The following is a 21,715-nucleotide window of genomic DNA, read 5'->3' on the forward strand; positions in this document are numbered from 1 at the left end:
TAGGCTCGCTGGTACGGGATGTCCCGCCGGCAACGTCGCCGAACCCGAATGGAGCAGTATGACCGTCTTCAATCAGCCCCAATTGGTCAAACCGGGACGTCCCGCAGCCCTGCCACCAGGCCGTTCGCTGGAGATCGCAGCTGTCGACGGGACCCGACTGCACGCCGAGGTTTTCGGTCCTGAGCATGGGCAGCCGATCGTCTTCGCCCACGGCATCACCTGCGCCATCGGCGTATGGGGTAACCAGATCGCTGACCTGGCGACCGATTACCGCGTCATTGCCTACGACCACCGCGGGCACGGGCAGAGCGCAGCTCCCAAAGGCCGCCACAAGTACAACCTCGACTTTCTCGCGGCCGACCTCGACGCGGTGTTGAGCGCGACCCTCAGGCCAGGGGAGCGGGCCGTCATCGCCGGGCATTCGATGGGCGGCATCGCCATCACATCCTGGGCGCAGCGCTACCCACAGCGCGTAACCGAGTGCGCGGACGCCGTCGCCCTGATCAACACCACCACCGGGGACCTGCTGAAGCTGGTTCAACTGGCGCAGGTCCCGAACTCACTGGCGAAATCCCGGGCCTACGCGGCCGGCCGCATCCTCAAGACCTTCGGCGGGGCCCCGTTGGTGCCGGGTTCACGCAAGGCGGCGCGCCAGTTCGTCGCCATGATCGCGGTCGGTCGTGACGCCGACCCCGCGGTCGCCGACTACGTCTACGAACTGTTCATGGGCACGTCTGCCGCCGGCCGCAGCGGGTGGGTCAACGCGCTCGTGGACAACCTCGATGCTCATCACATCGGCCTCGACAGCCTGACGGTGCCGACGCTGGTCATCGGCAGCACCAAGGATCGGCTGTTGCCTATCGCGGCGTCCCGCCGGATCGCCAGGAACGTGCCGAATCTCTGGTCGTTCGTCGAATTGGGCGGCGGGCACTGCGCGAACCTGGAGCGTCCCGACGAGGTCAATCAGCATTTGCGGGCGCTGCTTGTCGGGTCGGCCCACAGCTCGACGGCCTAGGACCGTGATGTCCTAAGGTGAAACCGGCGGTACCGGATTTGATCAAGGGAGACTCATGACGGGCAGCGACGGCGAGTTCCTCGATGTGCTGATCATCGGCGCCGGTATCTCCGGCATCGGTGCCGCGTACCGGCTGCACCAACGCAACCCGCAGCTGACGTACGCGATCCTCGAGCGGCGGACGCGCATCGGCGGCACCTGGGATCTGTTCCGCTATCCGGGAATTCGTTCGGACAGCGACATTTTCACGCTGAGCTTCCCGTACCAGCCGTGGACCAGACCGGAGAACATCGCCGACGGCGACCACATCCGCGAGTACCTGACCACCGCGGCGCACACCCACGGCATCGACCGTCACATCACCTTCAACACCCATGTCCAGTCGGCCAATTGGGATTCGGAGACCGACACCTGGACGGTGCAGACCGTGCAGGACGGCCAAGTCAGGTCCTACCGTGCCCGATTCCTGTTCTGCGGCACCGGTTATTACAACTACGACCAGGGGTACACCCCTGATTTCCCCGGCATCGACAACTTCGCCGGCGACGTCGTCCACCCGCAGTTCTGGCCGGAATCACTGGATTACACCGGCAAGAAGGTGGTGGTGATCGGCAGCGGCGCGACTGCCGTCAGCCTGGTACCCGCGATGGCGACGACCGCCGCGAAGGTGACGATGCTGCAGCGGTCGCCCACCTACCTGATGTCGCAGTGGCAGATCGACCCGATGGTCAACTTCATCCGGAAGCTGTTGCCGGGCAAGCTTGCCCACCGCATCGTCTGGTTCCGCAACGTGCTCATCGGGGTGCTCAGCTACAACCTGCTCCGGAAGTTCCCGAAGGGCGGGCGACGGCTCATCCGCAGCCGCGCCATGGCCGCACTGCCGGAGGGCTACCCGGTCGACGTGCACTTCAACCCGAAGTACGACCCGTGGGATCAACGCCTCTGCGCCGTGCTCGACCGGGATATCTTCACGGCCATCGGTGACGGTCGCGCCGAGGTCGTCACCGACCACATCGACCATGTCGACGCGACCGGCATCGTGCTGAAATCCGGTGCGCGCGTTGATGCCGACATCATCGTGACCGCGACGGGGCTGGAGTTGCAGGCTCTCGGCGGCATCTCCCTGGCAGTCGACGGTGACCCGATCACTCCGTCCGACCGGTTCGTCTACAAGGAGTTCCTGCTCGAGGACGTACCCAACATGGCCTGGTGCCTGGGCTACACGAATGCGTCATGGACCCTGCGTGCCGATATGACGGCGCGAGCATTCGCAAAGCTGGTGGAGTACATGGACACTCACGGCTACACCCACGCGTACCCGCATCTGGGCGCGGCACCGATGGCCGAGAAGAAGACCTTCGACCTCGACGCCGGCTACATCAACCGCAACCCACACGCGCTGCCCAAGTCGGGTACTCATCGGCCGTGGCACGTGCGGCACAACTACGTGCTCGACGTCATCGACCACCGCTTCGACCGGATCGAAGAGTCCATGGTCTTCGGCCGGGTGAGGCAGCGGGTCTGACCCGTCCTGATCAGGATTCCCCGGGCTCGGTGAGTCTGCCCGGGGCTGCCAGCCGCCAGGAGTCGAGGAGGATGTCGGTCAGTTCCTGGACATCATCGAGGGCATCGAGCCGAACCCGAACCCAGGACGACGCCGCCTCGTGCCGCGGCACCCAGAATTTGTGTGGTTCTGCGGCGATCAACTCTTCGCGGTCAAATCTGGGGCAGCGCACCGCGAAAGAGGTCTCATCGTCGGGCACGGTGACGAACATCTTGCGCGCCACGTCGAACGTGGGATGACCCCAACGCTCCTTCTCGGTGGTCTCGGGGAGGGACAGCGCGATGCGGCGCACATCGTCGGCGTCGAGCACGGTATCGAACCTTCCGGGGCCACCTTGGTGAAGTTTGATCGTCGAGGCAGCCTACCGCTGTGCGGTGACAGGTACTCAGGGCCTACGAGAGGGCAATAGCGAGCTGCTCGACGATCGTCTCGATCTCGGCGCGGTTGCTCAACCGATCCGGTGCCCAGGCCAGCGCGATCTTGGCCGGCGCCCACGTGCTTTCGTCGATGGGGATCAGCTTGAACTCGGGCGGCGAGAAGATTCGGCCGAGCGTCGAGGCCGGCGCATAGCTGACCAGCGCGACGAGATACCGGTTGAACACGTGGCTGGCCATTTCCAGTTCGCCGCCCAGTTGGCTGACGGCCCGCACGATGCGGGTGACGCCCCGCGCGTTGAGGCCCCTAGTCATCTGTGCCAGCACGACGGGATTGGGCCGCGCGAAGTCGATCACCACGTCGCGGTCACGCAGGTCCTCGATCGCGATGGTGTCATTGGCGGCCAACGGATCGTCGAACCGCACCGCAGCCGCGCCCGGATAGGTGGCCACCACCCGGTGCCGGATGCGTTTGTCGGCGGACGGCAGGTGGATCAGGCCCAGCTCGAGATGCCCGGAAACCAGTTTGGCGATGACCTCGGCCGCTGACCCGGGCACGCTGAACTCGGTGGGCATCGCCAGGCCGGCCACCGCCTGCTCGAACCTGGCCGTGAAGTCCGACGGTGCATAAGCGGTCGCCCCGATGCGAATCGGGTTGTTGGCCTGCGTGATTCGAGACGCTGTGGACTTCAGCTCCTCGACCCGCCGCAGGATGTCGCGTGCCGGTTCCAGCAGCTGTGCCCCCAACGGCGTCAGACGGACTTCGTGGTACGTCCGCTCGAACAGCTCGCCGCCCAATTCCCGCTCCAGCAGTTTGATCTGCTTACTGAGCGGAGGAGGGGTGATCATCAACCGGTCGGCGGCGCGTTTGAAGTGCAGCTCTTCCGCGACAGCGACGAAGTAGCGAAGCCGGGTGAAATCGATTTCCATACGGGTGTCGGTTACCGTCCCGAATGTGCCGCTGCCGCAGGTACTTCGAGAACGCCCCGCGCGATCAGTTCTTCGATCTTCTCGTGGGCCAAGCCGAGGAGTTCGGCTGCGACCTCGCGGGTCTGCTCCCCGAGCAGGGGCGCCTGCCCCAGCAGGGGATCGGGGATGAGGTCAGCATGGATTTGCACGTTCTCCATCATGAACGGTGCGGCCCCGTGCGGATGCAGTTCCTCGCGGAACGCCCGGCGCTCCACGTAGTAGTCCCAGGTGGGGACCTCCGCGGCGTGCAGCACAGCCCCCGCCGGGACGCCCGCTGCCTGTAGTTGCGCCATCGCGTCCGCCGGTGTGCGCCGGGACGTCCACGCACTGAGTGCCTCATCGAGCCGCGCGCGTTGGCGGTGCCGCCCGGCCGGGGAACGGAGCTCTACGTCGGCGCCGAGGTCGGGCCGGTCGATCACCGCGCACAAGGCCGACCAGTCGGCATCGTCGCGGACCGTCACCGCGATCCAGGTGTCGTCGCCGGCACCGGGAAACAGGCCCCAGGGCGCGTCGTGAGCCGGCTGGTCTTCGGGAGCATGACCGCGGCTCGTGAGCACCTCGCCGGCGATGTCGTCGGCCAGGTGACTGAGCATCACCTCCGCTTGTGCGATGCTCGCCGATCCACCGCTGCCGCTGCGTTCGCGGCGCAGCAGCAGCGCGACCGCACTCAACGCGCCGATCCGCGCGGCCACGTGGTCGGGGTACACCGTGACGGTGTCGCAGAAGGCATCTGGGTCATCCGGGTATGTCCACAAACTGGTGAAGCCCGCCGCGGCGCGAACCAACGGTCCGTAGCCGAGTCGTTTCGCCCAGGGTCCGGTGGGTCCGTAGGCCGAGCTGTCGACGACCACGATGCCCGGATTGATCTGCTGCAGCGCGGCGAAGTCCATGCCGAGTGCCGCTGCCACACCGGGTTTGAAGTTACTCAGGACGACGTCCGACTGCGCTACCAGCTGATGGGCCAGCGCCCGGCCTTCGTCGGACCGGAGGTCGATGCCGATCGACCGCTTGTTCCGGTGGCCGGCGGCATAGGCCTGCGTCATGCGCGTGAGGCTGATGCGCAGCCCGTCGGGGAAGGCGGAGTTCTCGATCTTGACGACGTCGGCGCCGAGATCGGCGAACAGCCGGCCGGTGTCGCTGCCGACGACGATGACGCCGAGGTCCAATACGCGCAGACCCTCCAGCGGGAGTCCGAGACCGGCGCGGTCGCGCTCGGTGAGCATGGGTGCGTCGCGAAGCCGCTGGTGTTGCGATGCGTCGATGTTGAGGCTGCTGGCCCGGCGCCCGTCGACCTCGACGACGCCGACCGGCACCGGTGCCGTCAGGCCGGGGGCGAGCTCCGTCTCGCGGAAGAATCCGCGCGCGGCAACCTGTTCCGTGGACAGCGCCTCGGCCAGGCTGAGCACCGCAGCCGTCGGAACACCGTGCCGTTGTCCCGCGAGCTCGAGATCCGCGCGCGTCTTGTCCGAACAGAATTGCTCGATGGCCCCGAACAACGTCGCGGACGCGAAGCGCTCGCGGAGGCTGTTGAACTTCGGGTCGGCGAACTCTTCCGGGCGCCCCATCCACTCGAACATGCCCTGCCACTGGCGTTTTGCCAACACACACATGCGGACGTGGCCGTCCTTGCATTTGATGATCGGATAGCGCTGCTGCTCGGCGACCCAGTCCCGCTGTTGTTCGCTGATGGGCACGCCCGCCGCCGCGCTGCCCGCCGTCCCGAACGGTGGGTCGAGGGTCTGCATCGCTCCCTCCAGCACGGAGAAATCGATGAGATCGCCTGTGCCCGTGCGCAACCGATCCAGAAAAACACAGAGGGTGAAGACGGCGGCCTGGGCTGCGGCGACGTGATAGGGCAGGTCCGCACTCGGCGGCACCAGCGGGGCCCGTCCCGGAATACCCGACCTGGACAGCTCACTGGTCAACGCGTGCAGCACAGGTGTGGTGGCCTGCCAGCCGCGATAGTGCGTATCGCGGCCGAAGTCGCTGATGGATAGGATGACCAACGACGGATGGTCAGCGTGAATCTGCTTGACCGCCAGGGACTCTTCGGCTGCAGACCCCGGACGCGTGTTCTCGATGAGGATGTCAGCAGCGGCCAACATCGTCACCCATGACTGCTGTCCGGCCGGTGTCGACGCATCGACCTCGACCGTCGGGACGCCATGGCGGTTGATGGCCGTACCGATCGGCACCCCGTCGATGTTCGGGCCGACAGTGTCGTCTGCGGTCACTCCGGCCAGGTTCACCGCGGTGACGCGGGCACCGAGGTCGGCCAGTAGCCGGCCGACGGCGGTGATGGGTCCCGCCGTCAGATCGAGAATCTCGACCCCGGCCAGGGGCGGGTCGTAGGCCATGGTCGTCAACTGCGTCGCGCCTGGCGGAACGGGATGTCGCGGTCGGTCTCGGGTTCTTTCGCCAGGCCCAATACGCGTTCGCCGATGATGGTGCGCTGAATTTGGTCGGTGCCACCGCCGATCGAGGTGAAGAACGCGTTGAGCGACAGAAAGTTCACGTCATCGGCCTCGGGGTTGTCTGGACCTGCCAGCAGCGATTCGGTCCCGATGATGTCGGTCTTCAACGCAGCCTCGGAGTGCAGGATGCGCGACATCGCGAGCTTGCCGAGGGACATGATCGAACTCGACGTGCCCTGGCTGGTGGCCGCCTTGGCGCGAAGATTGTTGAGCCGGTTGAGTTCCCGCAGCGCCAGCACATTCGCCAGCTTCTCCCGCAGCGCGGCGTCGTCGAGGCGTCCGTGCTCGCGAGCCAGCTCGACGAGGCTGTCGGCCTTCGACTTGTTGCGTGACCCGCGTCCGCCGTCGCCCATGATGGACCGTTCATAGGCGAGTGCGGTCTGCAATACTCGCCAGCCATTGCCCTCTCCGCCAATGAGATTCGCGTTGGGCACACCGGCATCGGAGATGAACACCTCGTTGAAGTGCGCTTCGCCGGTGATCTGGACCAGCGGCCGTACCTCGATGCCCGGCTGGCGCATCGGGATGACGAAGTAGCTGATGCCCTTGTGCTTGGGCACATCCCAGTCGGTGCGTGCGATCAACAGGCCGTACTCCGATGTCGCCGCACCGGAGGTCCACACCTTCTGGCCGTTGACCACCCAGCGGTCGCCGTCACGCACCGCCGTGGTGCTCACCCCGGCCAGGTCGGATCCGGCGCCGGGCTCGCTGTAGAGCAGGCAGGTGCGGGCCGCTCCGGTCAGAAAGTCGCGCAGCAGTTCGTGTTTCAGTTCGTCGGAACCGAACGCGAACAGCGTGTTGGCCGGGATGTTGTGCTTGTCCTGGCAGGCGCCGGGGGCCTTGACGGCGCGGAACTCCTGCTGGATCACCGCCGCGAGTTTGCTCGGGTACCCACGGCCGAACCAGTCGGCCGGATACGTGGGAACTGCGTATCCGGCATCGAGAACCTTTTCGCGCCAGGCGATTTCCTCGGGTGAGCTGATCCAGGGATCGTCCGATGGCGGCAGCGCGGTCCAGTTCTGGGCAAGCCAGTCGCGCACCTCGGCGCGTAGGTCGTCTGGGTTCGACGCGGTGGTGCTCATATCAGGCCCCCTTCGATGCCAGGTAGCGCTCACGGTGATCACGCGAACTGCCGAATAGTTGACGGCCGGTGCGAGCTCGGCGCAGGAACAGATGGGCGGGGTGCTCCCAGGTGAAGCCGATGCCGCCATGCATCTGGATCGCCTGCATGGCCGTGGTGTGATAGGCCTCCGCACAAGCGAATCCGGCCAGGGCGACCGGGCCGTCCGCGCCGACCGGGTCGGCGTCGAATTGTGCCGCGGCGTGCTGCGCGGCTGACGTGGCGGATTCGACTTCCAGCAACAGATCAGCGGCCATGTGCTTGATCGCTTGGAAGCTGCCGATGGGCCGCCCGAATTGGATTCGGGTCTTGAGGTATTCGACGGTGATGTCGAAGAGGCGGCGGGCGCCACCGACCTGTTCGCCGGCCAGGGCAATGACCGTGAGTGACAACGCGTGCTCGACGGCAGCCCAGCCGCTGGTGCCGATGCGGCGGGCCGGGGTCTGACTGAAGGTGTACGTCGACAGCCGGACGGTGGGATCGAAAACTGTTGCGGCGGTGCGGTCGAAGCCGGGTGCGTCCGGGGCGACTTCGAATATCGCGATGCCGTGATCGGTCTTCGCCACGACGATGAGGACGTCGGCGATCTGGCCGTCCAGTACGTAGTGCGCGTCGCCCGTCAGCCGGTAGTCCGTGTCGTGCTGAACTGCCTGAACCGCAACACCGTCGGGCGCCCACGTGCCACGGACCCCAGTAGCCGCGACGGTTCCGATCGAGGCTCCCGCTGCCAGAGCCGGGAGGAACCGGGCCTTGTCATCGTCAGTGCCGGCGGCCTGAATCAATGCCGTGGTGAAAACCGCGCTGGACAGGAACGGGGCGGGCAACAAGGCCGCGCCGGTGACCTCGGCGACCGCCTCCAACTCCTGTGCCCCCAACCCGACGCCGCCGTATTCGGGGTCGACGATCAGACCTGCCACGCCCTGCGCGGCCAGCTTGTGCCAGAGGTCGCGATCGAAGCCGTCGTCGGTGCCCATCACCCGGCGCACGTGGGCTTCGGTGCAATGCTCGCCGAGCAGGTCTTTCACGGCCGCGGCGAGTTCGGCGCGTTCGGCCACGCTCATCGTCATGTGGTCACCCTTCTGCATGTCAGGTCTATGCAACGTGGACGGCGCCGCCCTGTAAATCGCATTGTGCGACACCTGCACGTTTCCATTGGGGACATCTGCGGCACTGGCGGGCGACTGGATGTCCCGAACGCTCATGTGCGGGTTTCCGTGCTCGTCGTTTACAGCGCAGGTCCGATGCCGCCAAGGTGGACGTATGCCTCTTGATCCCAGGACCCCGGTGCTCGTCGGCTACGGCCAGGTCAACCAGTACGACGAGAACCCGGGTGGCGAGCCGGTGGACTTGATGGAGGCCGCGGCGCGGGAGGCGGCCGATGCCCGTGTTCTCGCGGCGGTCGACGCCGTGCGGATCGTCAACCTGCTGTCGGTGCGATACCGCGATCCCGGTCTGCTGCTGGCGCAGCGCATCGGCGCACCCGATGCCGTCACGCGGTACACCCCGATCGGCGGCAACGTGCCGCAGTTGTTGGTGAACCGGGCCTGCCTGGACATTCAGCAGGGCCGCAACGAGGTGGTGTTGATCGCCGGCGGTGAGACCTGGCGTACCCGGACGCGGTTGAAGGCGCGCGGTGAACGTCTGGCCGGAACCGAGCAGGCCGACTCGGTGCCGCTGGCACCCACCGATCCCGAGTTCACCATGGCCGGTCCCGCCGAACTCCGGATCGGCCTGGTAGCGCCGTCGCACGTGTACCCGATGTTCGAGCAGGCTCTGCGGATCGCCGCGGGGGAGGCACCGGAGGAGCACCGGCGCCGGATCGGTGAGCTGTGGTCGCGGTTCAGCCAAGTGGCGGAAGGCAATCCGCACGCCTGGAGCCGGGAAGCAGTTTCCGCGGAACAGATTTGGCAGCCCGGTCCGGACAACCGGATGATCAGCTGGCCGTACACGAAGCTGATGAACTCCAACAACATGGTCGACCAGGGCGCGGCGCTGCTCCTGACGTCGGTGGGCAGGGCCGAGGCATTACAGATCCCGAAAGAGCGGTGGGTCTTTCCGTACGCGGGCACCGACGCGCATGACACCTATCTGATCGGGGAGCGGGCGAGTTTCTCGGGGTCGCCGGCGATCCGGATCGCGGGCCGCCGGGTGCTGGAGCTGACCGGGCTCGGTATCGACGACATCGACGCGGTGGACGTGTACTCGTGCTTCCCGTCAGCGGTGCAGGTGGCGGCACGTGAATTGGGCCTTGGCTTGGATGACCCACAGCGGCCGCTGACGGTCACCGGCGGCCTGACGTTCGCCGGTGGCCCGTGGAACAACTACGTCTCGCATTCGATCGCCACCATGGCCGAACGGTTGGCTGCCAATCCCGGCCAGGTGGGCCTGATCACGGCCAACGGCGGATACCTGACCAAACACAGCTTCGGCGTCTACAGCACGCAGCCACCGACACACGAATTCCGTTGGGAAGACGTGCAATCCGAGGTCGATGCAGAGCCGACCGTCACTGCCGAGGCCGACTGGTCGGGCACCGGGACCGTCGAGACGTGGACGACGCCGGTGACCCGTGACGGAGCTCCCGAGAAGGTGTTCGTCGCCGTCCGCACGCCCAGCGGTGGCCGGGCGCTCGCCGTGATCACCGATTCGTCGCAAGCCGAGGCCAGCACCCGCGAGGACCTTGCCGGCGCCACCGTGACCGTCAAGCCGGACGGCACCGCCGGGCTGGAGTAAGCCCACAGCGAACACCGGCTTGCCGCAGGGAATAGATCGACGACCTCAGTCGCTGAATTTGAGCACTGATGCCGACGTTGCCCGTCGCCGAGGAAGTGCGATCTCAAAAGCATTGTCGGAGTTCGTGAAGGGATACCGCGATGGCGACCAACTCTGCTTCTGTTGGCTTCCACCCCGCCGCGGCCGCGATGCACTGGTGGTCGGACAAGACCGCCGCGTTCGTGGCCCGGATGCATCTGGCGGCGAAAGTGCGTCAGCCGGAGACTTTCCGCCACAAGGCATTCGAACAGGCCGCCACCGAACGCGAAATGTGGCGTCTCTGAGTCGTTTTCGCCTGACGGTGTGACCCTGGTGAATCGTGCTGGTTGCCTCCTCTGGGTAGGCCGCCGGGCGCAAGTAGACAGAAATGTCCCCGACACAACGGCGTGTCAGGGACATTTCTGTCTACTTGCCAGGGAGCAGGACTAGGGGGCCACGGTCAGCCAGTCCGCGAAGCCCGACGGATCGTGCCGGCCGAGCGCACCGTGCTCGAACAGGCCCCAGCCTTCGGCCGGCGGCTTGGTGCCTTCATGGCATACGGCACGACCGACGTGGTCGATGACGCCGAAGCCGGAGCGGGCGATGATGCCGGGGTCGGTCATGTTGTAGGTGAGTCGCTCGGTGAACTTCTCGCCCTTCCACGTGCCGTGCAGCCAGTCGGCGTCGCCGCCGTAGCCGCCGCCCACGTGAATCGGCACCGGCAGCTTGGATTCCACGTCGAAGCGGATCGGGGAACCGTCCAGCGCCGTCGCCTCGATGGTGGCACCGGTGGGGATGCGGGTGCCTGAGACGTAGTGGATCTTCACGCGCGGCCAGCCCAGCTGCTCGACCCGGCCGTCCTTCCAGACGCGGGTGCAGTCGTTGAGCGACCGGAAGCCGTCAGGGGCTTCCTGGATGATCATGACGAGCGAGAATTCCTCGAACGCGATCGGCACGTACAGCCACCACATGCCCTCGAACGGCGGGTCGGCCGGGCGGCCGGCTGGCTCGGCCTCGCCGACGGGGCGGATGCCCCAGGACCGGTCGCGCGAACCGATCCACGTGTCCGGGCTGACCTTGATTTCCTCGCCGTCGATGACGAGAGAGCCGCTCCAGGAACCCAATTGGGCGAAGCGTTGCGCATTCAGCGAGACCCGGTTGCCCTGCCGCATGATGTGCGGCTGCTCCTGCACAACGTCGAACAGACCGTTCCACGTCAGATCGGCGGCGATGCCCTCGGTCTCGTCGAGCACGATGCGCACCTTGTGCAGCGGCTCGGTGACCTCGATGCGGTAGCCCACGACGTGCTGGTTCAGCCGGTCCTGGTCGATGGCGTCGGACAGGTGGACGGCGGTCTGGGTGTCGCCGCGGCGCACGAGGAAGTAGGCGTCCTTCACCCCCAGGTTGGGGTAGTAGCCCATGCCGGTGATGACGAAGATGTCGCCGGTGCGGTCGTGGGCGTTGAAGTAGCAGCGGTCGTAGAAGTTCCGGTCGCTGGATCCGGGCCAGGCGATCGGCTGCGGGACCTGGTGGATCGGATATTCGTCCATGGGGCCGAGCATTTAGGCGGTTCCTTCCAGGAGCTTCTCCAGCAGTGACTTGTGGTAGAAGAGGGACTCGAGATCGTCGGGCTGTTCCATCTCGCCGAAGTGGACGCGACGGTGGCCGGTGCGCATGAACACACAGCACCAAACGACGGCGGAGTAGATGTAGAACCAGTGCAGGTCGCCGACCTCGACGCCGGTGAACTTCTTGTAGGTCGCGCGCACGTCCTCTTCGCGCAGCACGTCCGGCAGGCCGGGCAGCCCGGCCAGGCCGCACAGCTCTTGGAACACCTTGTGCGCGAAGATGATCCACGAGACGTCGAACTCGCGGGGACCGACCGTGGCCATCTCCCAGTCCAGTACCGCGGAAGGGCGGAAGTCCTGGTACATCACGTTGCCGATGCGCGAATCACCCCACACCAGAACGGATTCCGACGCCGCGACGTCATCGGGGAAGTTCTCCTCCAGCCAGACGAGGGCGCGCTCGACCAGTGGGGAGCGGCCGAGGCCCGCGGCCGCGTACTGATACCAGTCCTTGAGCCAGCCGAAGTGGCGGCGCAGCGCGGTGTCGCCTGGGGGATCGATCTCCTGGAGGAAGCTGAAGGTTTTGTCGGCGTCGGGGACCGAGTGCAGTTTGGCGATGGCCTCGACGGTGCTGTCCTGCAGGGTGCGCTGCTGCTCTTCGGTGGCGTCGGCGAACCAGTTGCCGCCGAAGGTGTAGGGCATCACGTCCGGCGGGACCACGCCGTCGACACAGTCCATCAGGAAGAACGGCGAGCCGAGAACCTCGCCGGTGTTCTCCAGCCAGCGGACCCGGGGGACCGGGACGTCGGTGAGTTCGCCGGCCAGGCGCATGACGTCGAACTGGTGGTCCAGGCGGTAGGAGGAGAAGACGGGAACGTCCTCGGTCGTCGGCGCGACCCGCGCGACCCACTTCTGCTCCACCGGCGTGCCGTCCTCGGTCCAGCGGCCCGTGAGAATGATTGTCTCGGAAGACATTCCGTTGGAGTCGACACCGCTCTCCACGGTGATGTCGGGCTTGATGCCACCTTCCATCACAGTGGACAGCCACTGTGACAGGATGTCCGGAACTGTTGTCACGTCGCGGCTGGAGCGCTGAATATGGTCGACGTTCGTTTCGACCGTGACGGAGCCTTCCGCCGGTTGGTTCGGCACGGAGCCTTCCTTCCCGAGATAATTACGATACGATGCGTAGCGTTATGAAATCAGACCTGCAACCGGTTGACAAGCCCTCTGGCGCTGGGCGGCCTCGCGACCGACGGATCGATGCCGCGGTGTTGACGGCCGCCGCCGAGCTGCTGCCCGAAGTCGGCTACGCCAATCTGACGATGGCGGCCATCGCCGAACGTGCAGGTACGACGAAGACGGCGCTGTACCGCCGCTGGTCGAGCAAAGCTGAGTTGGTGCACGAGGCGGCGTTCCCGACGACCCCGTCCGCGCTGGACACCCCCGAGGGGGACATCGTCGGCGACATCCGCGCCATGATCGCCGCGGCCCGCGACGTGTTCACCAGCCCCGCCGTACGAGCGGCGCTACCCGGGTTGATGGCGGACATGAGCGCAGACGAAGAACTCAACGCGCGGGTCGTCGCGCGCTTCCACGGTCTGTTCGACGTGGTGCGGGTCCGGCTCGAGCACGGCATCGAGCGCGGCGAGGTGCAGGCTGACGTCAAGCCCGAGCGGCTCATCGAAATCATCGGTGGCGCAACGATGTTACGGATGCTGTTGCATCCGGAGAGCGAGCTCGGCGAGCTGTGGGTCGACGAGACGGCGGCCATCGTCACGCACGGTGTGATCAACGGGGTTTGACCTGTTGGCGAGCTCCCGCTTCGCACCCAGGCTTATGCAACGGAATTGAATCCTGGCCGGGGAGGCGCGTTGACGCTCCTTGCAATGGCCACGAGAACCGTTGCTGCTCCACCGTCACCATGACGTGGACAGCAAAAGCCCGCGTGCAGGACGGCGATTCCCACTGCTGAGTGCACTCGCTGTCCATGCCTTTGCGCAGGTCTCGTCAGAACTGTCACCCGTTGTGGGCTAGATCACTGTTCGGTTTTGCGGCTGGATCCCGACTACACCTTGCACACACTCGTCATCGCTGACGGCTGTACGGGTAGGTCTGTGGGACAGGGGGATGTGGTCATGGAGGATTTCTCGCCGGCGGAGGTGACGCTCGCGCCGCGGGCATTGGGGCCATCCAGGAGCTGATGTCGATGGCCGAAGTATCACCCGAGACGATGGCCAGGCCGAGATGGAACGACTTCTCGAATTTGGGGCCGCGCTATCGATTTCGGCCAGTGTGTGACTGGCCTTCAGACAGGAAAGGGACCGCTGCCGCGATGATCGATCCCGATGCGCAATATGTGTCGTGACATGCAGCGGGTCCTGCGTTGCCTCGCATCAATACCAATGCTGTTCTGGACGACGATCACGACTGCCACTCGCAAACCGGGAGAAACGGCAGCTGACCGGGGAATTTCGCAGGATCCCGGACTGTACTTCGCCGACGACCCGTGGGTGGACTGACCGGCATCAACCGTCGCCGGGCTTTGGGGGCGCGCTCGCGGTCGAACCCCACTACGGATCGAGTCCGCCCGGGAATGCAACTGCCATATGTTGGCTACGGAAAGAGGAGTCTTGGCTGTGCGAACAGCAACGAACAAGCTGCTGTGCGACATCACGATCGCACCCGACGGCGGCTTCATCGTCATTGAAGATGCTGGGGCGAAGGAGATTTCGGGTGCCCGTGCCTTCGTAACCACCGAAATCGACTGCGAGGCCGCGACCGTGCAGCGCGCACTGTGGGTGCAGACCACGCGTGCCCATGAGTGCGACGTCGTGGGCCGGGGGATTCGGGTTCGGGTCCTCTCCGGCTCGGACACCGGCGGACTCGGCGTCCGAAAGTTTGATGGCCAACTGAACATCGCCAGCGGGCTATTGGCCATCGGCGATCGCCGCAACCCCGACCGTCAATTGCTGGTTGGCCCAACGGGTGTGGTTGGCGTCAGTGTGTTCGTGGGCAACGACGTCGACGCCATCTGTTTCGACGATCCTGCCGTCACCTATCCGACCTCAGGTCCCAGCGAAATGACACTGCTGCTTCGCGGAGATGCCTGGCACACCTACACGCTGCGTAACACAGTCGCTCGGTGGGGATGACTCTCGCGGTAACGAAGGTCTGAGGCTGATCCACCCCCTGGGCCTCGTGCAGTGTGCTATTGAAAGTCATGCTGCCGAAAATTTGTGTCGCCCCGGTCCTGGCGTTGTTGGTGGCCGTCCCGCAGGCGCACGCCGATCGTGCGGAACCGGTGCCGCTTTACGGGAGCTACGACACCTTTCTCGACCATTCTCGTCAGACCTTCAATAGCCGTCCGGATACCTCTGATCCGTCGACCCAGGCGGCCATGTTCCGGACGGTATGTGACGCCGGAGGCTGCGTCGCACACTGGCTGAGAGTGACTGAGCTGAAAGAGAATCCGAATGCCCCGGCACTGTTCGACTACCGGTGGACGGGTGACCGTTGGGAGTCTTCGGGCGACTACCCGTTCCACTGCGGCCCGAACGGCGCTGCAGTGACGGCCTTCCGGTCGGACTTCCTCAAGCCCAACGGCGACGGCAGTTTCACGGGCGAGCGGACGTTCACCGTGGCAGCGCCGGGCTGTCCCGGTGACGGAGCCGGTACCTACTGGCTGCCGTTCACCTTGACGCCCACGTAACCGGCCGGGGTGGGCGGCGTGGGACCAGCCTTGTCACTGCGCTGCCGCCGACCCGCTATCAGCGCGGCCACGCCGGCAAGTGTCAGCACCGTGAGGGCCGTGATGTCGAAGGCCGGCCTGCCGCCGAGATCGCGGTCGATCACGTGCGACACGACGTGGAGCGCCTCGAACGTCACGAAGCCGCCCAATGCCACCTCCACCGGCGATCGCCGGGCGGCGGCCAGCAACATCGACACTCCGACACCGATCTGCAGGACGCCGGCGTCATGGAGGAAGTGGCGGTTGTAGGGCTCGAACGGTGCGAGCACCTCGAAGAATGACATCGGCGCGACGAACGCCCAGATGCCCAGGACCAGCGTTATCAGGCCAAGAGCCGCGCAGGTCACCAACACGATCCGCAACGGTGTTTGCGTCGTCATTCTCCGAGGGTAGCCACGCAATGGCCCAGGGTCAGGCGCCACTTCTTTGCCGGAATTGGGTACCACTTAGGACGGGCGGCGGACGCCGGCGGCGATCGCCCGGACGCCGGTCTCGATCTGCGATTCCGTGAGGTTGGCGTAGCCGAGGATCAAGCCCGGCGGCGCAGCGCCGGGTTCGGTGTAGCACCACGACAGTGGATCGATGTGCACGCGCCGGCTCGCCGCTCGCCGCACGACGTCGTCGATCTCGCAGTCAGCGGGGAGACTCACCGTGAGGTGAACGCCCGCGGCGGCGCCGAGCACCGTGGCTTCGGGGAGGTACCGGCCGAGCGCCCGCAGCAAGGAGTTGCGCCGGGCCAGGTACCTGCGGCGCATGAGCCGCAGATGCCGGTCGTAGTCGCCGGACCGCAGCAAGGTTGCGAAGGCCAGCTGATCCATGACCGAGCTACCGGTGTCTGCCAGGCCTTTCGCCGACACCACGGGACCGACGAGGTCCGCGGGCAGCACCATCCAGCCGAGCCGCAGCCCCGGAGCCAACGTCTTGCTGACCGAGCCGAGGTAGATGACACGGTCGGGGGCCAGGGCGTGCAGTGCGCCGACGGGTGCGCGGTCATAGCGATACTCGGCGTCGTAGTCGTCTTCGATGACGAGGTTGCCCGCACGCGCCCATTCGAGCAGCGCGGTGCGGCGGGCGGGTGACAGGACGACGCCGGTCGGAGATTGGTGCGCGGGGGTGGCGAGCACAGTGGATGCCGCGGTGCCGGCGAGTGCCTCCACATCGAGCCCGTCGTCGTCGACCGGGACAGGAATCGGCTCGTTGCCGTGGTGGCGAAAAACCATGCGGTGCAACCAGAACCCCGGATCTTCCATCGCGATGGCGCGGTGCCGGAGCACGTGGGCGAGCAATGCGATGGCCTGCGTCGCACCGGAACACAAGACGACGCGCTCTGGATCGGCCAGCACACCCCGCGTGCGCCGCAGGTACTCCGATACCGCCGCGCGGGCATCCGGCAGACCCTTGGGGGAGACGTATCCGAACGACGCGGACTCGATGGAGGACAGCCCCTGACGCAGTGCGCGCAGCCAACTGTGCCGTGGAAAGCTCGCAAGATCGGGCACGCCCGGTGCGAAATCGATGTCGAATGTCCGACTGTCCGGGTGAGGTTGCTGAGACCGCCCGGTGGTCGTGTCGACGGCGGCAACCGTTGTGCCAGAACCTTGTTGGCTCTGCAGGAAGCCTTCCGCGACGAGCTGGCTGTACGCGTCGACCACGAGCCGGCGCGACACCTGGAGGTCCGCGGCGAGCACACGGCTGGACGGCAATCGGGTCTGCGGCGCGAGCCGGCCGGTCCGGATCGCGTCACGCAGGCCGTCGGCCAGCTGACGATGCAGCGCGGCGGCACCACTGGTCCGGTCCAGTTCGATGAGAAGCTCTGGACCTGAAGTGGTACCCGATTCACTCGAAATATTGGTTCCTAACCTGCGACCAGTGCGGACCTAACATGAAGCTATACCGCAGCCGCCGGCCCGCTGTTGAGGGAATCGAGGAGAACGCACCGTGAGGATTCTGAAGCGCATCTGGGTTCACCTGGTCGTCTTGTCCAAGTCCCGCGAAAATCGTTGGGACCTACCGGGTTGGCTGATCCGGCGCCCGCTCATTGCGGCGGCGAATGGACTCTACGAAATGGCGCTGCTGTTCAGTGGCCGGGCGCCCACCGCGCTCAAAGTGCTCGCGGGCACCAAAGCGGCGATGCTGACTCACTGCGAGTTCTGCATCGACGTCTCCGACACCCTCGGCCGTCATGAGGGGTTCTCGGAGGAGAAGTTGATCGCCTTGGTGAACTATCGCGACAGCAACCAGTTCACGCATCTGGAGAAGTTGTGCATTCAGTTCGCCGAAGAGATGTCCCGCACGCCGGCGATCATCTCGGACGGGCTCCGTGAGGAACTGCTTACGCATCTGACCAAGGGGCAGTTGATGGAGATCGCGGCCGAAATCGCCTGGGAGAACCAGCGTGGACGGCTGAACCAGGGCCTCGGCATCAGGCCGATGGACACGGCCGGCGGCACGGTCTGCCTCATCCCTGAGCCGGGAAACCGAAGCGGCGCAAATGGTTCCGTTGCCTGACGCATGGGACCCACCAGCGGAGATGACTACGCGCTGGCCCAGGTGATTTCGCGCCGCGACAGCCGAGCGCGGCTTGGGGCCGGTTCCGTCCTTTCGCCCGACGCTGGGCCGGCTACACCCAAGGCCGTCATCGACGTCACCTCCCACTCGGCTGGGACATCGAACTCGCGGGCGACACCTTCACGATCGAATGCACGGAACTGATGTGCGCCGAGTCCCATGACCAGCCCTTGAATCGTCATGTGGGCGACCGCCTGTCCCAGGTCGTATCGCGCGAACTCCGAGAACTCCCAGTCCGTGTCTTCAACGAGGACGTGAGCCAGATTCACCACCAGCAGCGAGGCATCCAGAGCCCACCGCGCTGAACTGGGTGCCAGGTGACTCGCGATCCGCGAGTGGATCGGATCGTCACGCCGACCCACGATGAACATCCACGGCTGCGAGTTCCCCGCTGAAGGCGTCATCCGGGCAGCGTCGAGCAGCACGTCGACCTGGGCGTTACTCAGCGCCGCATTCCGATCGAACGACACTGGGCTGAACCGCTCCGCCAATAGGGGGTGGACTCCATCTGCCGCGGCATTCTCACACTCGGTCACGTCAGCATCATGTGCTGAAAACTCCTCTTTCACAACCAATGTGGCGTAGCGGCGCGATTACCTCCGGAATATCAGCGACGGATGTTCGCCGAGTTTTCGGCGTGATGCTTGAAGTTCAGCAGCTGCCGCCGCGCCATCACGAGATCGCCGACACTGAGCAACGGAGCGGCGAGCCGCATTGATTGCGGCGCCGCGACTTTCAACACCAGTCGAGTTCGGCGGTCGTCGATCGGGGTGAGCCGATACGACATGTGCGTGCCCATGATCTGCGCAGTCAACTGCACGTGGTGCTCCACCGCGAGCACCCTGCCCAGGGGCTGTCCCGCGGTGGCGGTGAACGGATCGCCGGGCGTGGGATCGGGCAGGTTGCGCAACTCGCGTGGTGATTTCCGACCCAGGTTGTCGATCCAGTCGTACGAGTACGGCGCCAGGCGAACCTGAACAAGCCACGGCCACAATTGATCTGGTGTCGTGTTCACCGTTACTCCGCGCCATGCCTCGAGCGATGGGCTGGTGACATAGCTGTCGCAGCCGTAGGTCGCCCGGGTCTCGGCGTCGGTGACGCCCCACCGGTCACCGATCATCGGGTCGCCACCTTGTTCATCAGGTAGGGCGCGGCCGTGCGGTGGATGGGGCCGATGGCTCGCCAGACCGCGGCGGCCGCCCGGCGGCGCTTGTAGTGGAGCGCGGTGATGAGTTGGCCCGTCGAGGCATCCGTTCGCCGAAGAATCAGGGTCCCGCTCATCAACGGTGAGTCGGCCTGCAGGTGAACCGCATCAGGTGTCGAATCCACGATGCGCCAGCCGAGGATGTGGTCCGGTGAGTCCGCCGGTCCGAGGTGGAACAGTAGGAACTCCTTGTGTGCGAATCGAATTCCCTCGCGAAGGAGAGTCCCGGATCGCTCGAGCGCTTCACGTGCCAGCGCCTCGGGCGTCCGGGTGTCGGATTCGGCGACGGTGACTTCGAAGGCGTCGAGATAGTCGGCACGCTTGACTTGGCCAGGCAAGGAGTCGCGGTCCAGGTTCACCTGGCGCGCATGTCCAACTGCCGTCGTTGTCGCCACACTTCGAGACTAGGTACCCATTGGTCGCTTGTCAGGGGCCAGTTTGATGGCGGAACCGGGTACCACTCGCCTGGGGCTGTATTCCGATGGCGCGCTCAACGAGCGCTGGGTCCGCGGGCGCTGGGTCGATGAGACGGCAGCAAGCGTCACCGATGTCCTGAGATATCTCCCGAAATTCGGAGGCCCCTGTGATGTATCAGGACATCGGTGACAGTTCCGCATCAAGACATCGGTGACACTTCATCGGTCTTGGCGTGGGCCGCGGGTTTTCCGTTGCCGACGTATCTGACTCCAGGCGCGGCTCGGGCCGCTCGAACAGGGGTACGGGGCCTGGAACCTATTGCGCACCGTGACAACTCAATAGCGACGCCCCGCCACTGCGTCTGGTCAAGTGGAACGCGTGCGTCGGCCGGCGGTCAGTCAGTCGCTCAGCGCAAGAATTGTCCGGCGTGGTTGGCCAAGTCCAGCACGGGCTGGGGGACGGCACCCAACGCGAGGGTCACGAAGGCCGTCAGCCCGATCATCGCGGTGCTGAGCGTGCCCGACTGCACCACCGGGCCGTCCTCGACCGGATCGGTGAAGAACATCAGCACGATCACCCGGACGTAGAAGTACGCGGCGATGGCGCTGACGATCACACCGATGACCACCAGCGATGCGGCACCACCTTCGGCGGCGGCCTTGAAGACCGCGAACTTGCTGACGAACCCGCTGGTCAGTGGAATGCCGGCGAAGGCCAGCAGGAACAGCGCGAACACGACACCGAAGAATGGATGCCGCCGGCCCAGGCCGGCCCACCGGCGCAGGTCACCTTCTTCGTCGCCGTCGGCGCGGCGGACCACGCTCACCACCGCGAACGCGCCGAGCGTGCTGAACCCGTAGGCGAAGAGGTAGAACAACGACGCCGAGAGTCCGCTGGGATTGAGCGCGATCACACCGGTGAGGATGAAACCGGTATGTGCCACCGAGGAATACGCCAGCATGCGTTTCACGTCGTTCTGCGCGATGGCGATCACCGTACCCACTGCCATGGACAGCACGGCGATGATCGACAGCACCGGTCGCCAGTCGTTGGCGAGGGTCGGCAGCGCGACGTAGCAGACCCGCAGCAGCGCGCCGAACGCGGCGATCTTGGTGGCTGACGCCATGAACGCCGTCACCGGAGTGGGTGCCCCTTGGTACACGTCCGGCACCCACGAGTGGAATGGCACTGCGCCGACTTTGAACAACAGGCCCACGCACAGGAGTGCGATGCCGATGAGCCCCAGGGATGCCGGTCCGCGGCCGGCGGCGACCCCTGACAAGCTCAGGCTGCCCGAATAGCCGTAGAGCATCGCGACACCGAAGAGGAAGAATGCCGACGAGAAAGCGCCCAGCAGAAAGTACTTCAGCGATGCTTCCTGCGACAGCAACCGATTTCGCCGGGCCAGGCCGCACATCAGGTACAAGGGCAGGGACAGCACCTCGAGCGCGACGAACATGGTCAGCAGATCGTCGGACGCGCCGAACAGCATCATGCCGCCGAGTGCGAACATCGCCAGCGGGAACACCTCGGTCTGGGCCACACCGGCTTTGAGTGCGATCTGCTCAGCGGCGCTGTCGGGCACCGTCGCGGCCTGCGGCGTGAACGCGGCCAGACCGCTGCCATCCGAAACGCGTTGCGCCATCAGCAGGGTCGCCAGCAGGCTGACTCCGAGCAAGGTGCCCTGCAGGAACAGTGCCGGACGGTCGATGGCGATGGCCCCGAGCACCGCGGGCCGGCCGACCGGTGAATCAAGGTGCAGCGCTTGGCAAACCACGGCGACAAAAGCCACCGCCTGGCCGCCGATGCTCAGTGCGACCTGGGCGCGGTAGCGGGCGGTGCGCGGGGCGAAGGCCTCCACCAGCACACCGGCCAGCGCGATGCCGAAGACGATCAGCATCGGCGACAGCAGGCCGTACTCGACGGATGGCGCGGGGATG

Annotated in this window: 21 protein-coding genes and 1 pseudogene; 8 read left to right on the forward strand and 14 right to left on the reverse strand. The window is 65.8% G+C overall.

Annotation, left to right across the window (positions count from 1 at the left end):
* The first annotated feature begins 58 nt into the window (after positions 1-58).
* On the forward strand, positions 59-1,015 hold the full coding sequence (locus ACNO8X_RS12340) for an alpha/beta fold hydrolase (RefSeq protein ID WP_418005512.1): 957 nt from the start codon (positions 59-61) through the stop codon (positions 1,013-1,015).
* Positions 1,016-1,070: 55 nt separating this feature from the next.
* Positions 1,071-2,540, forward strand: a complete 1,470-nt coding sequence (locus tag ACNO8X_RS12345) for a flavin-containing monooxygenase (RefSeq protein ID WP_418005513.1) — start codon at positions 1,071-1,073, stop codon at positions 2,538-2,540.
* A gap of 10 nt (positions 2,541-2,550) precedes the next feature.
* Here the strand turns inward: ACNO8X_RS12345 and ACNO8X_RS12350 are convergent, their stop codons facing one another.
* The 5 genes from ACNO8X_RS12350 to ACNO8X_RS12370 all read right to left on the reverse strand — a co-directional run bounded on the left by ACNO8X_RS12350 (position 2,551) and on the right by ACNO8X_RS12370 (position 8,583).
* Positions 2,551-2,889: an MmcQ/YjbR family DNA-binding protein gene (locus tag ACNO8X_RS12350; RefSeq protein WP_043400193.1), complete on the reverse strand. Its 339-nt coding sequence runs from the start codon at positions 2,887-2,889 to the stop codon at positions 2,551-2,553.
* Between the two features lie 82 nt (positions 2,890-2,971).
* The gene (locus tag ACNO8X_RS12355) at positions 2,972-3,883 is read right to left on the reverse strand and encodes a LysR family transcriptional regulator (protein ID WP_418005514.1); all 912 of its coding nucleotides are present in this window, start codon (positions 3,881-3,883) and stop codon (positions 2,972-2,974) included.
* An 11-nt stretch (positions 3,884-3,894) separates the two neighbouring features.
* Positions 3,895-6,279 (reverse strand): CoA transferase, encoded by a 2,385-nt coding sequence (locus ACNO8X_RS12360; RefSeq protein WP_418005515.1) that lies wholly within the window; start codon positions 6,277-6,279, stop codon positions 3,895-3,897.
* Positions 6,280-6,284: 5 nt separating this feature from the next.
* Positions 6,285-7,478: an acyl-CoA dehydrogenase family protein gene (locus tag ACNO8X_RS12365; RefSeq protein ID WP_418005516.1), complete on the reverse strand. Its 1,194-nt coding sequence runs from the start codon at positions 7,476-7,478 to the stop codon at positions 6,285-6,287.
* A 1-nt stretch (position 7,479) separates the two neighbouring features.
* Positions 7,480-8,583 (reverse strand): acyl-CoA dehydrogenase family protein, encoded by a 1,104-nt coding sequence (locus ACNO8X_RS12370; protein ID WP_418005517.1) that lies wholly within the window; start codon positions 8,581-8,583, stop codon positions 7,480-7,482.
* Between the two features lie 193 nt (positions 8,584-8,776).
* On the opposite strand from ACNO8X_RS12370, the gene ACNO8X_RS12375 reads away from it, so the two are divergent.
* Both ACNO8X_RS12375 and ACNO8X_RS12380 read left to right on the forward strand, forming a co-directional pair.
* Positions 8,777-10,249 carry an acetyl-CoA acetyltransferase gene (locus ACNO8X_RS12375; protein WP_418005518.1) on the forward strand — a complete coding sequence of 491 codons (1,473 nt, stop codon included), beginning with the start codon at positions 8,777-8,779 and terminating at the stop codon, positions 10,247-10,249.
* 140 nt (positions 10,250-10,389) lie between these two features.
* Positions 10,390-10,572, forward strand: coding sequence for a hypothetical protein (locus ACNO8X_RS12380; RefSeq protein WP_418005519.1), 183 nt, complete (start codon positions 10,390-10,392; stop codon positions 10,570-10,572).
* Between the two features lie 141 nt (positions 10,573-10,713).
* Here the strand turns inward: ACNO8X_RS12380 and ACNO8X_RS12385 are convergent, their stop codons facing one another.
* The gene (locus tag ACNO8X_RS12385) at positions 10,714-11,829 is read right to left on the reverse strand and encodes a hypothetical protein (protein ID WP_260940614.1); all 1,116 of its coding nucleotides are present in this window, start codon (positions 11,827-11,829) and stop codon (positions 10,714-10,716) included.
* A complete protein-coding gene (locus ACNO8X_RS12390) occupies positions 11,830-12,987 on the reverse strand; it encodes a phosphotransferase family protein (RefSeq protein ID WP_418005520.1) in 1,158 nt (385 codons plus the stop codon). It abuts the gene before it with no gap.
* A 44-nt stretch (positions 12,988-13,031) separates the two neighbouring features.
* On the opposite strand from ACNO8X_RS12390, the gene ACNO8X_RS12395 reads away from it, so the two are divergent.
* The 3 genes from ACNO8X_RS12395 (at position 13,032) to ACNO8X_RS12405 (ending at position 15,547) form a co-directional block, all read left to right on the forward strand.
* Entirely contained in the window at positions 13,032-13,640 is a 609-nt protein-coding gene (locus ACNO8X_RS12395; RefSeq protein WP_418005521.1) for a TetR/AcrR family transcriptional regulator, read from the forward strand.
* A gap of 834 nt (positions 13,641-14,474) precedes the next feature.
* Positions 14,475-14,990 (forward strand): hypothetical protein, encoded by a 516-nt coding sequence (locus ACNO8X_RS12400; protein WP_418005522.1) that lies wholly within the window; start codon positions 14,475-14,477, stop codon positions 14,988-14,990.
* A gap of 68 nt (positions 14,991-15,058) precedes the next feature.
* Complete coding sequence (locus ACNO8X_RS12405; protein WP_418005523.1) at positions 15,059-15,547, forward strand: hypothetical protein; 489 nt, start codon at positions 15,059-15,061, stop codon at positions 15,545-15,547.
* Here ACNO8X_RS12405 and ACNO8X_RS12410 read toward each other — a convergent pair.
* The 3 genes and pseudogenes from ACNO8X_RS12410 to ACNO8X_RS12420 form a co-directional block, all read right to left on the reverse strand.
* Complete coding sequence (locus tag ACNO8X_RS12410; protein WP_418005524.1) at positions 15,514-15,966, reverse strand: hypothetical protein; 453 nt, start codon at positions 15,964-15,966, stop codon at positions 15,514-15,516. The two genes, ACNO8X_RS12405 and ACNO8X_RS12410, sit on opposite strands and share 34 nt — an antisense overlap.
* Before the next feature lie 66 nt (positions 15,967-16,032).
* A complete protein-coding gene (locus tag ACNO8X_RS12415; RefSeq protein WP_418005525.1) occupies positions 16,033-17,085 on the reverse strand; it encodes a PLP-dependent aminotransferase family protein in 1,053 nt (350 codons plus the stop codon).
* Between the two features lie 141 nt (positions 17,086-17,226).
* Positions 17,227-17,433, reverse strand: a pseudogene (locus ACNO8X_RS12420) (GntR family transcriptional regulator); the annotation flags it as partial.
* Between the two features lie 217 nt (positions 17,434-17,650).
* Between ACNO8X_RS12420 and ACNO8X_RS12425 the strand changes: the two are divergent.
* A complete protein-coding gene (locus ACNO8X_RS12425) occupies positions 17,651-18,094 on the forward strand; it encodes a carboxymuconolactone decarboxylase family protein (RefSeq protein ID WP_418005526.1) in 444 nt (147 codons plus the stop codon).
* A 26-nt stretch (positions 18,095-18,120) separates the two neighbouring features.
* Here the strand turns inward: ACNO8X_RS12425 and ACNO8X_RS12430 are convergent, their stop codons facing one another.
* From ACNO8X_RS12430 to nuoN, 4 genes are all read right to left on the reverse strand, one after another.
* Positions 18,121-18,723, reverse strand: a complete 603-nt coding sequence (locus ACNO8X_RS12430) for a nitroreductase family protein (protein WP_418005527.1) — start codon at positions 18,721-18,723, stop codon at positions 18,121-18,123.
* Positions 18,724-18,761: 38 nt separating this feature from the next.
* Positions 18,762-19,274, reverse strand: a complete 513-nt coding sequence (locus ACNO8X_RS12435; protein ID WP_418005528.1) for a polyketide cyclase — start codon at positions 19,272-19,274, stop codon at positions 18,762-18,764.
* A complete protein-coding gene (locus ACNO8X_RS12440; RefSeq protein WP_418005529.1) occupies positions 19,271-19,753 on the reverse strand; it encodes a hypothetical protein in 483 nt (160 codons plus the stop codon). Before ACNO8X_RS12440 ends, ACNO8X_RS12435 begins: the two co-directional genes overlap by 4 nt.
* Before the next feature lie 428 nt (positions 19,754-20,181).
* Positions 20,182-21,714 carry an NADH-quinone oxidoreductase subunit NuoN gene (gene nuoN / locus ACNO8X_RS12445; RefSeq protein WP_418005875.1) on the reverse strand — a complete coding sequence of 511 codons (1,533 nt, stop codon included), beginning with the start codon at positions 21,712-21,714 and terminating at the stop codon, positions 20,182-20,184.
* Position 21,715 lies beyond the last annotated feature (1 nt).

It is taken from the genome of Mycobacterium sp. PDNC021 (assembly GCF_048282635.1).
GTDB classification, from domain to species: Bacteria; Actinomycetota; Actinomycetes; order Mycobacteriales; family Mycobacteriaceae; genus Mycobacterium; species Mycobacterium llatzerense.

Bases quoted from the DNA above. Each gene is read 5' to 3' on its own strand.
- ACNO8X_RS12340 (WP_418005512.1), top strand. From the start codon at position 59: ATGACCGTCTTCAATCAGCCCCAATTGGTCAAACCGGGACGTCCCGCA.
- ACNO8X_RS12345 (WP_418005513.1), top strand. From the start codon at position 1,071: ATGACGGGCAGCGACGGCGAGTTCCTCGATGTGCTGATCATCGGCGCC.
- ACNO8X_RS12355 (WP_418005514.1), bottom strand. From the start codon at position 3,883: ATGGAAATCGATTTCACCCGGCTTCGCTACTTCGTCGCTGTCGCGGAA.
- ACNO8X_RS12360 (WP_418005515.1), bottom strand. From the start codon at position 6,279: ATGGCCTACGACCCGCCCCTGGCCGGGGTCGAGATTCTCGATCTGACG.
- ACNO8X_RS12365 (WP_418005516.1), bottom strand. From the start codon at position 7,478: ATGAGCACCACCGCGTCGAACCCAGACGACCTACGCGCCGAGGTGCGC.
- ACNO8X_RS12370 (WP_418005517.1), bottom strand. From the start codon at position 8,583: ATGACGATGAGCGTGGCCGAACGCGCCGAACTCGCCGCGGCCGTGAAA.
- ACNO8X_RS12375 (WP_418005518.1), top strand. From the start codon at position 8,777: ATGCCTCTTGATCCCAGGACCCCGGTGCTCGTCGGCTACGGCCAGGTC.
- ACNO8X_RS12380 (WP_418005519.1), top strand. From the start codon at position 10,390: ATGGCGACCAACTCTGCTTCTGTTGGCTTCCACCCCGCCGCGGCCGCG.
- ACNO8X_RS12385 (WP_260940614.1), bottom strand. From the start codon at position 11,829: ATGCTCGGCCCCATGGACGAATATCCGATCCACCAGGTCCCGCAGCCG.
- ACNO8X_RS12395 (WP_418005521.1), top strand. From the start codon at position 13,032: ATGAAATCAGACCTGCAACCGGTTGACAAGCCCTCTGGCGCTGGGCGG.
- ACNO8X_RS12405 (WP_418005523.1), top strand. From the start codon at position 15,059: ATGCTGCCGAAAATTTGTGTCGCCCCGGTCCTGGCGTTGTTGGTGGCC.
- ACNO8X_RS12410 (WP_418005524.1), bottom strand. From the start codon at position 15,966: ATGACGACGCAAACACCGTTGCGGATCGTGTTGGTGACCTGCGCGGCT.
- ACNO8X_RS12425 (WP_418005526.1), top strand. From the start codon at position 17,651: ATGGCGCTGCTGTTCAGTGGCCGGGCGCCCACCGCGCTCAAAGTGCTC.
- ACNO8X_RS12435 (WP_418005528.1), bottom strand. From the start codon at position 19,274: ATGATCGGTGACCGGTGGGGCGTCACCGACGCCGAGACCCGGGCGACC.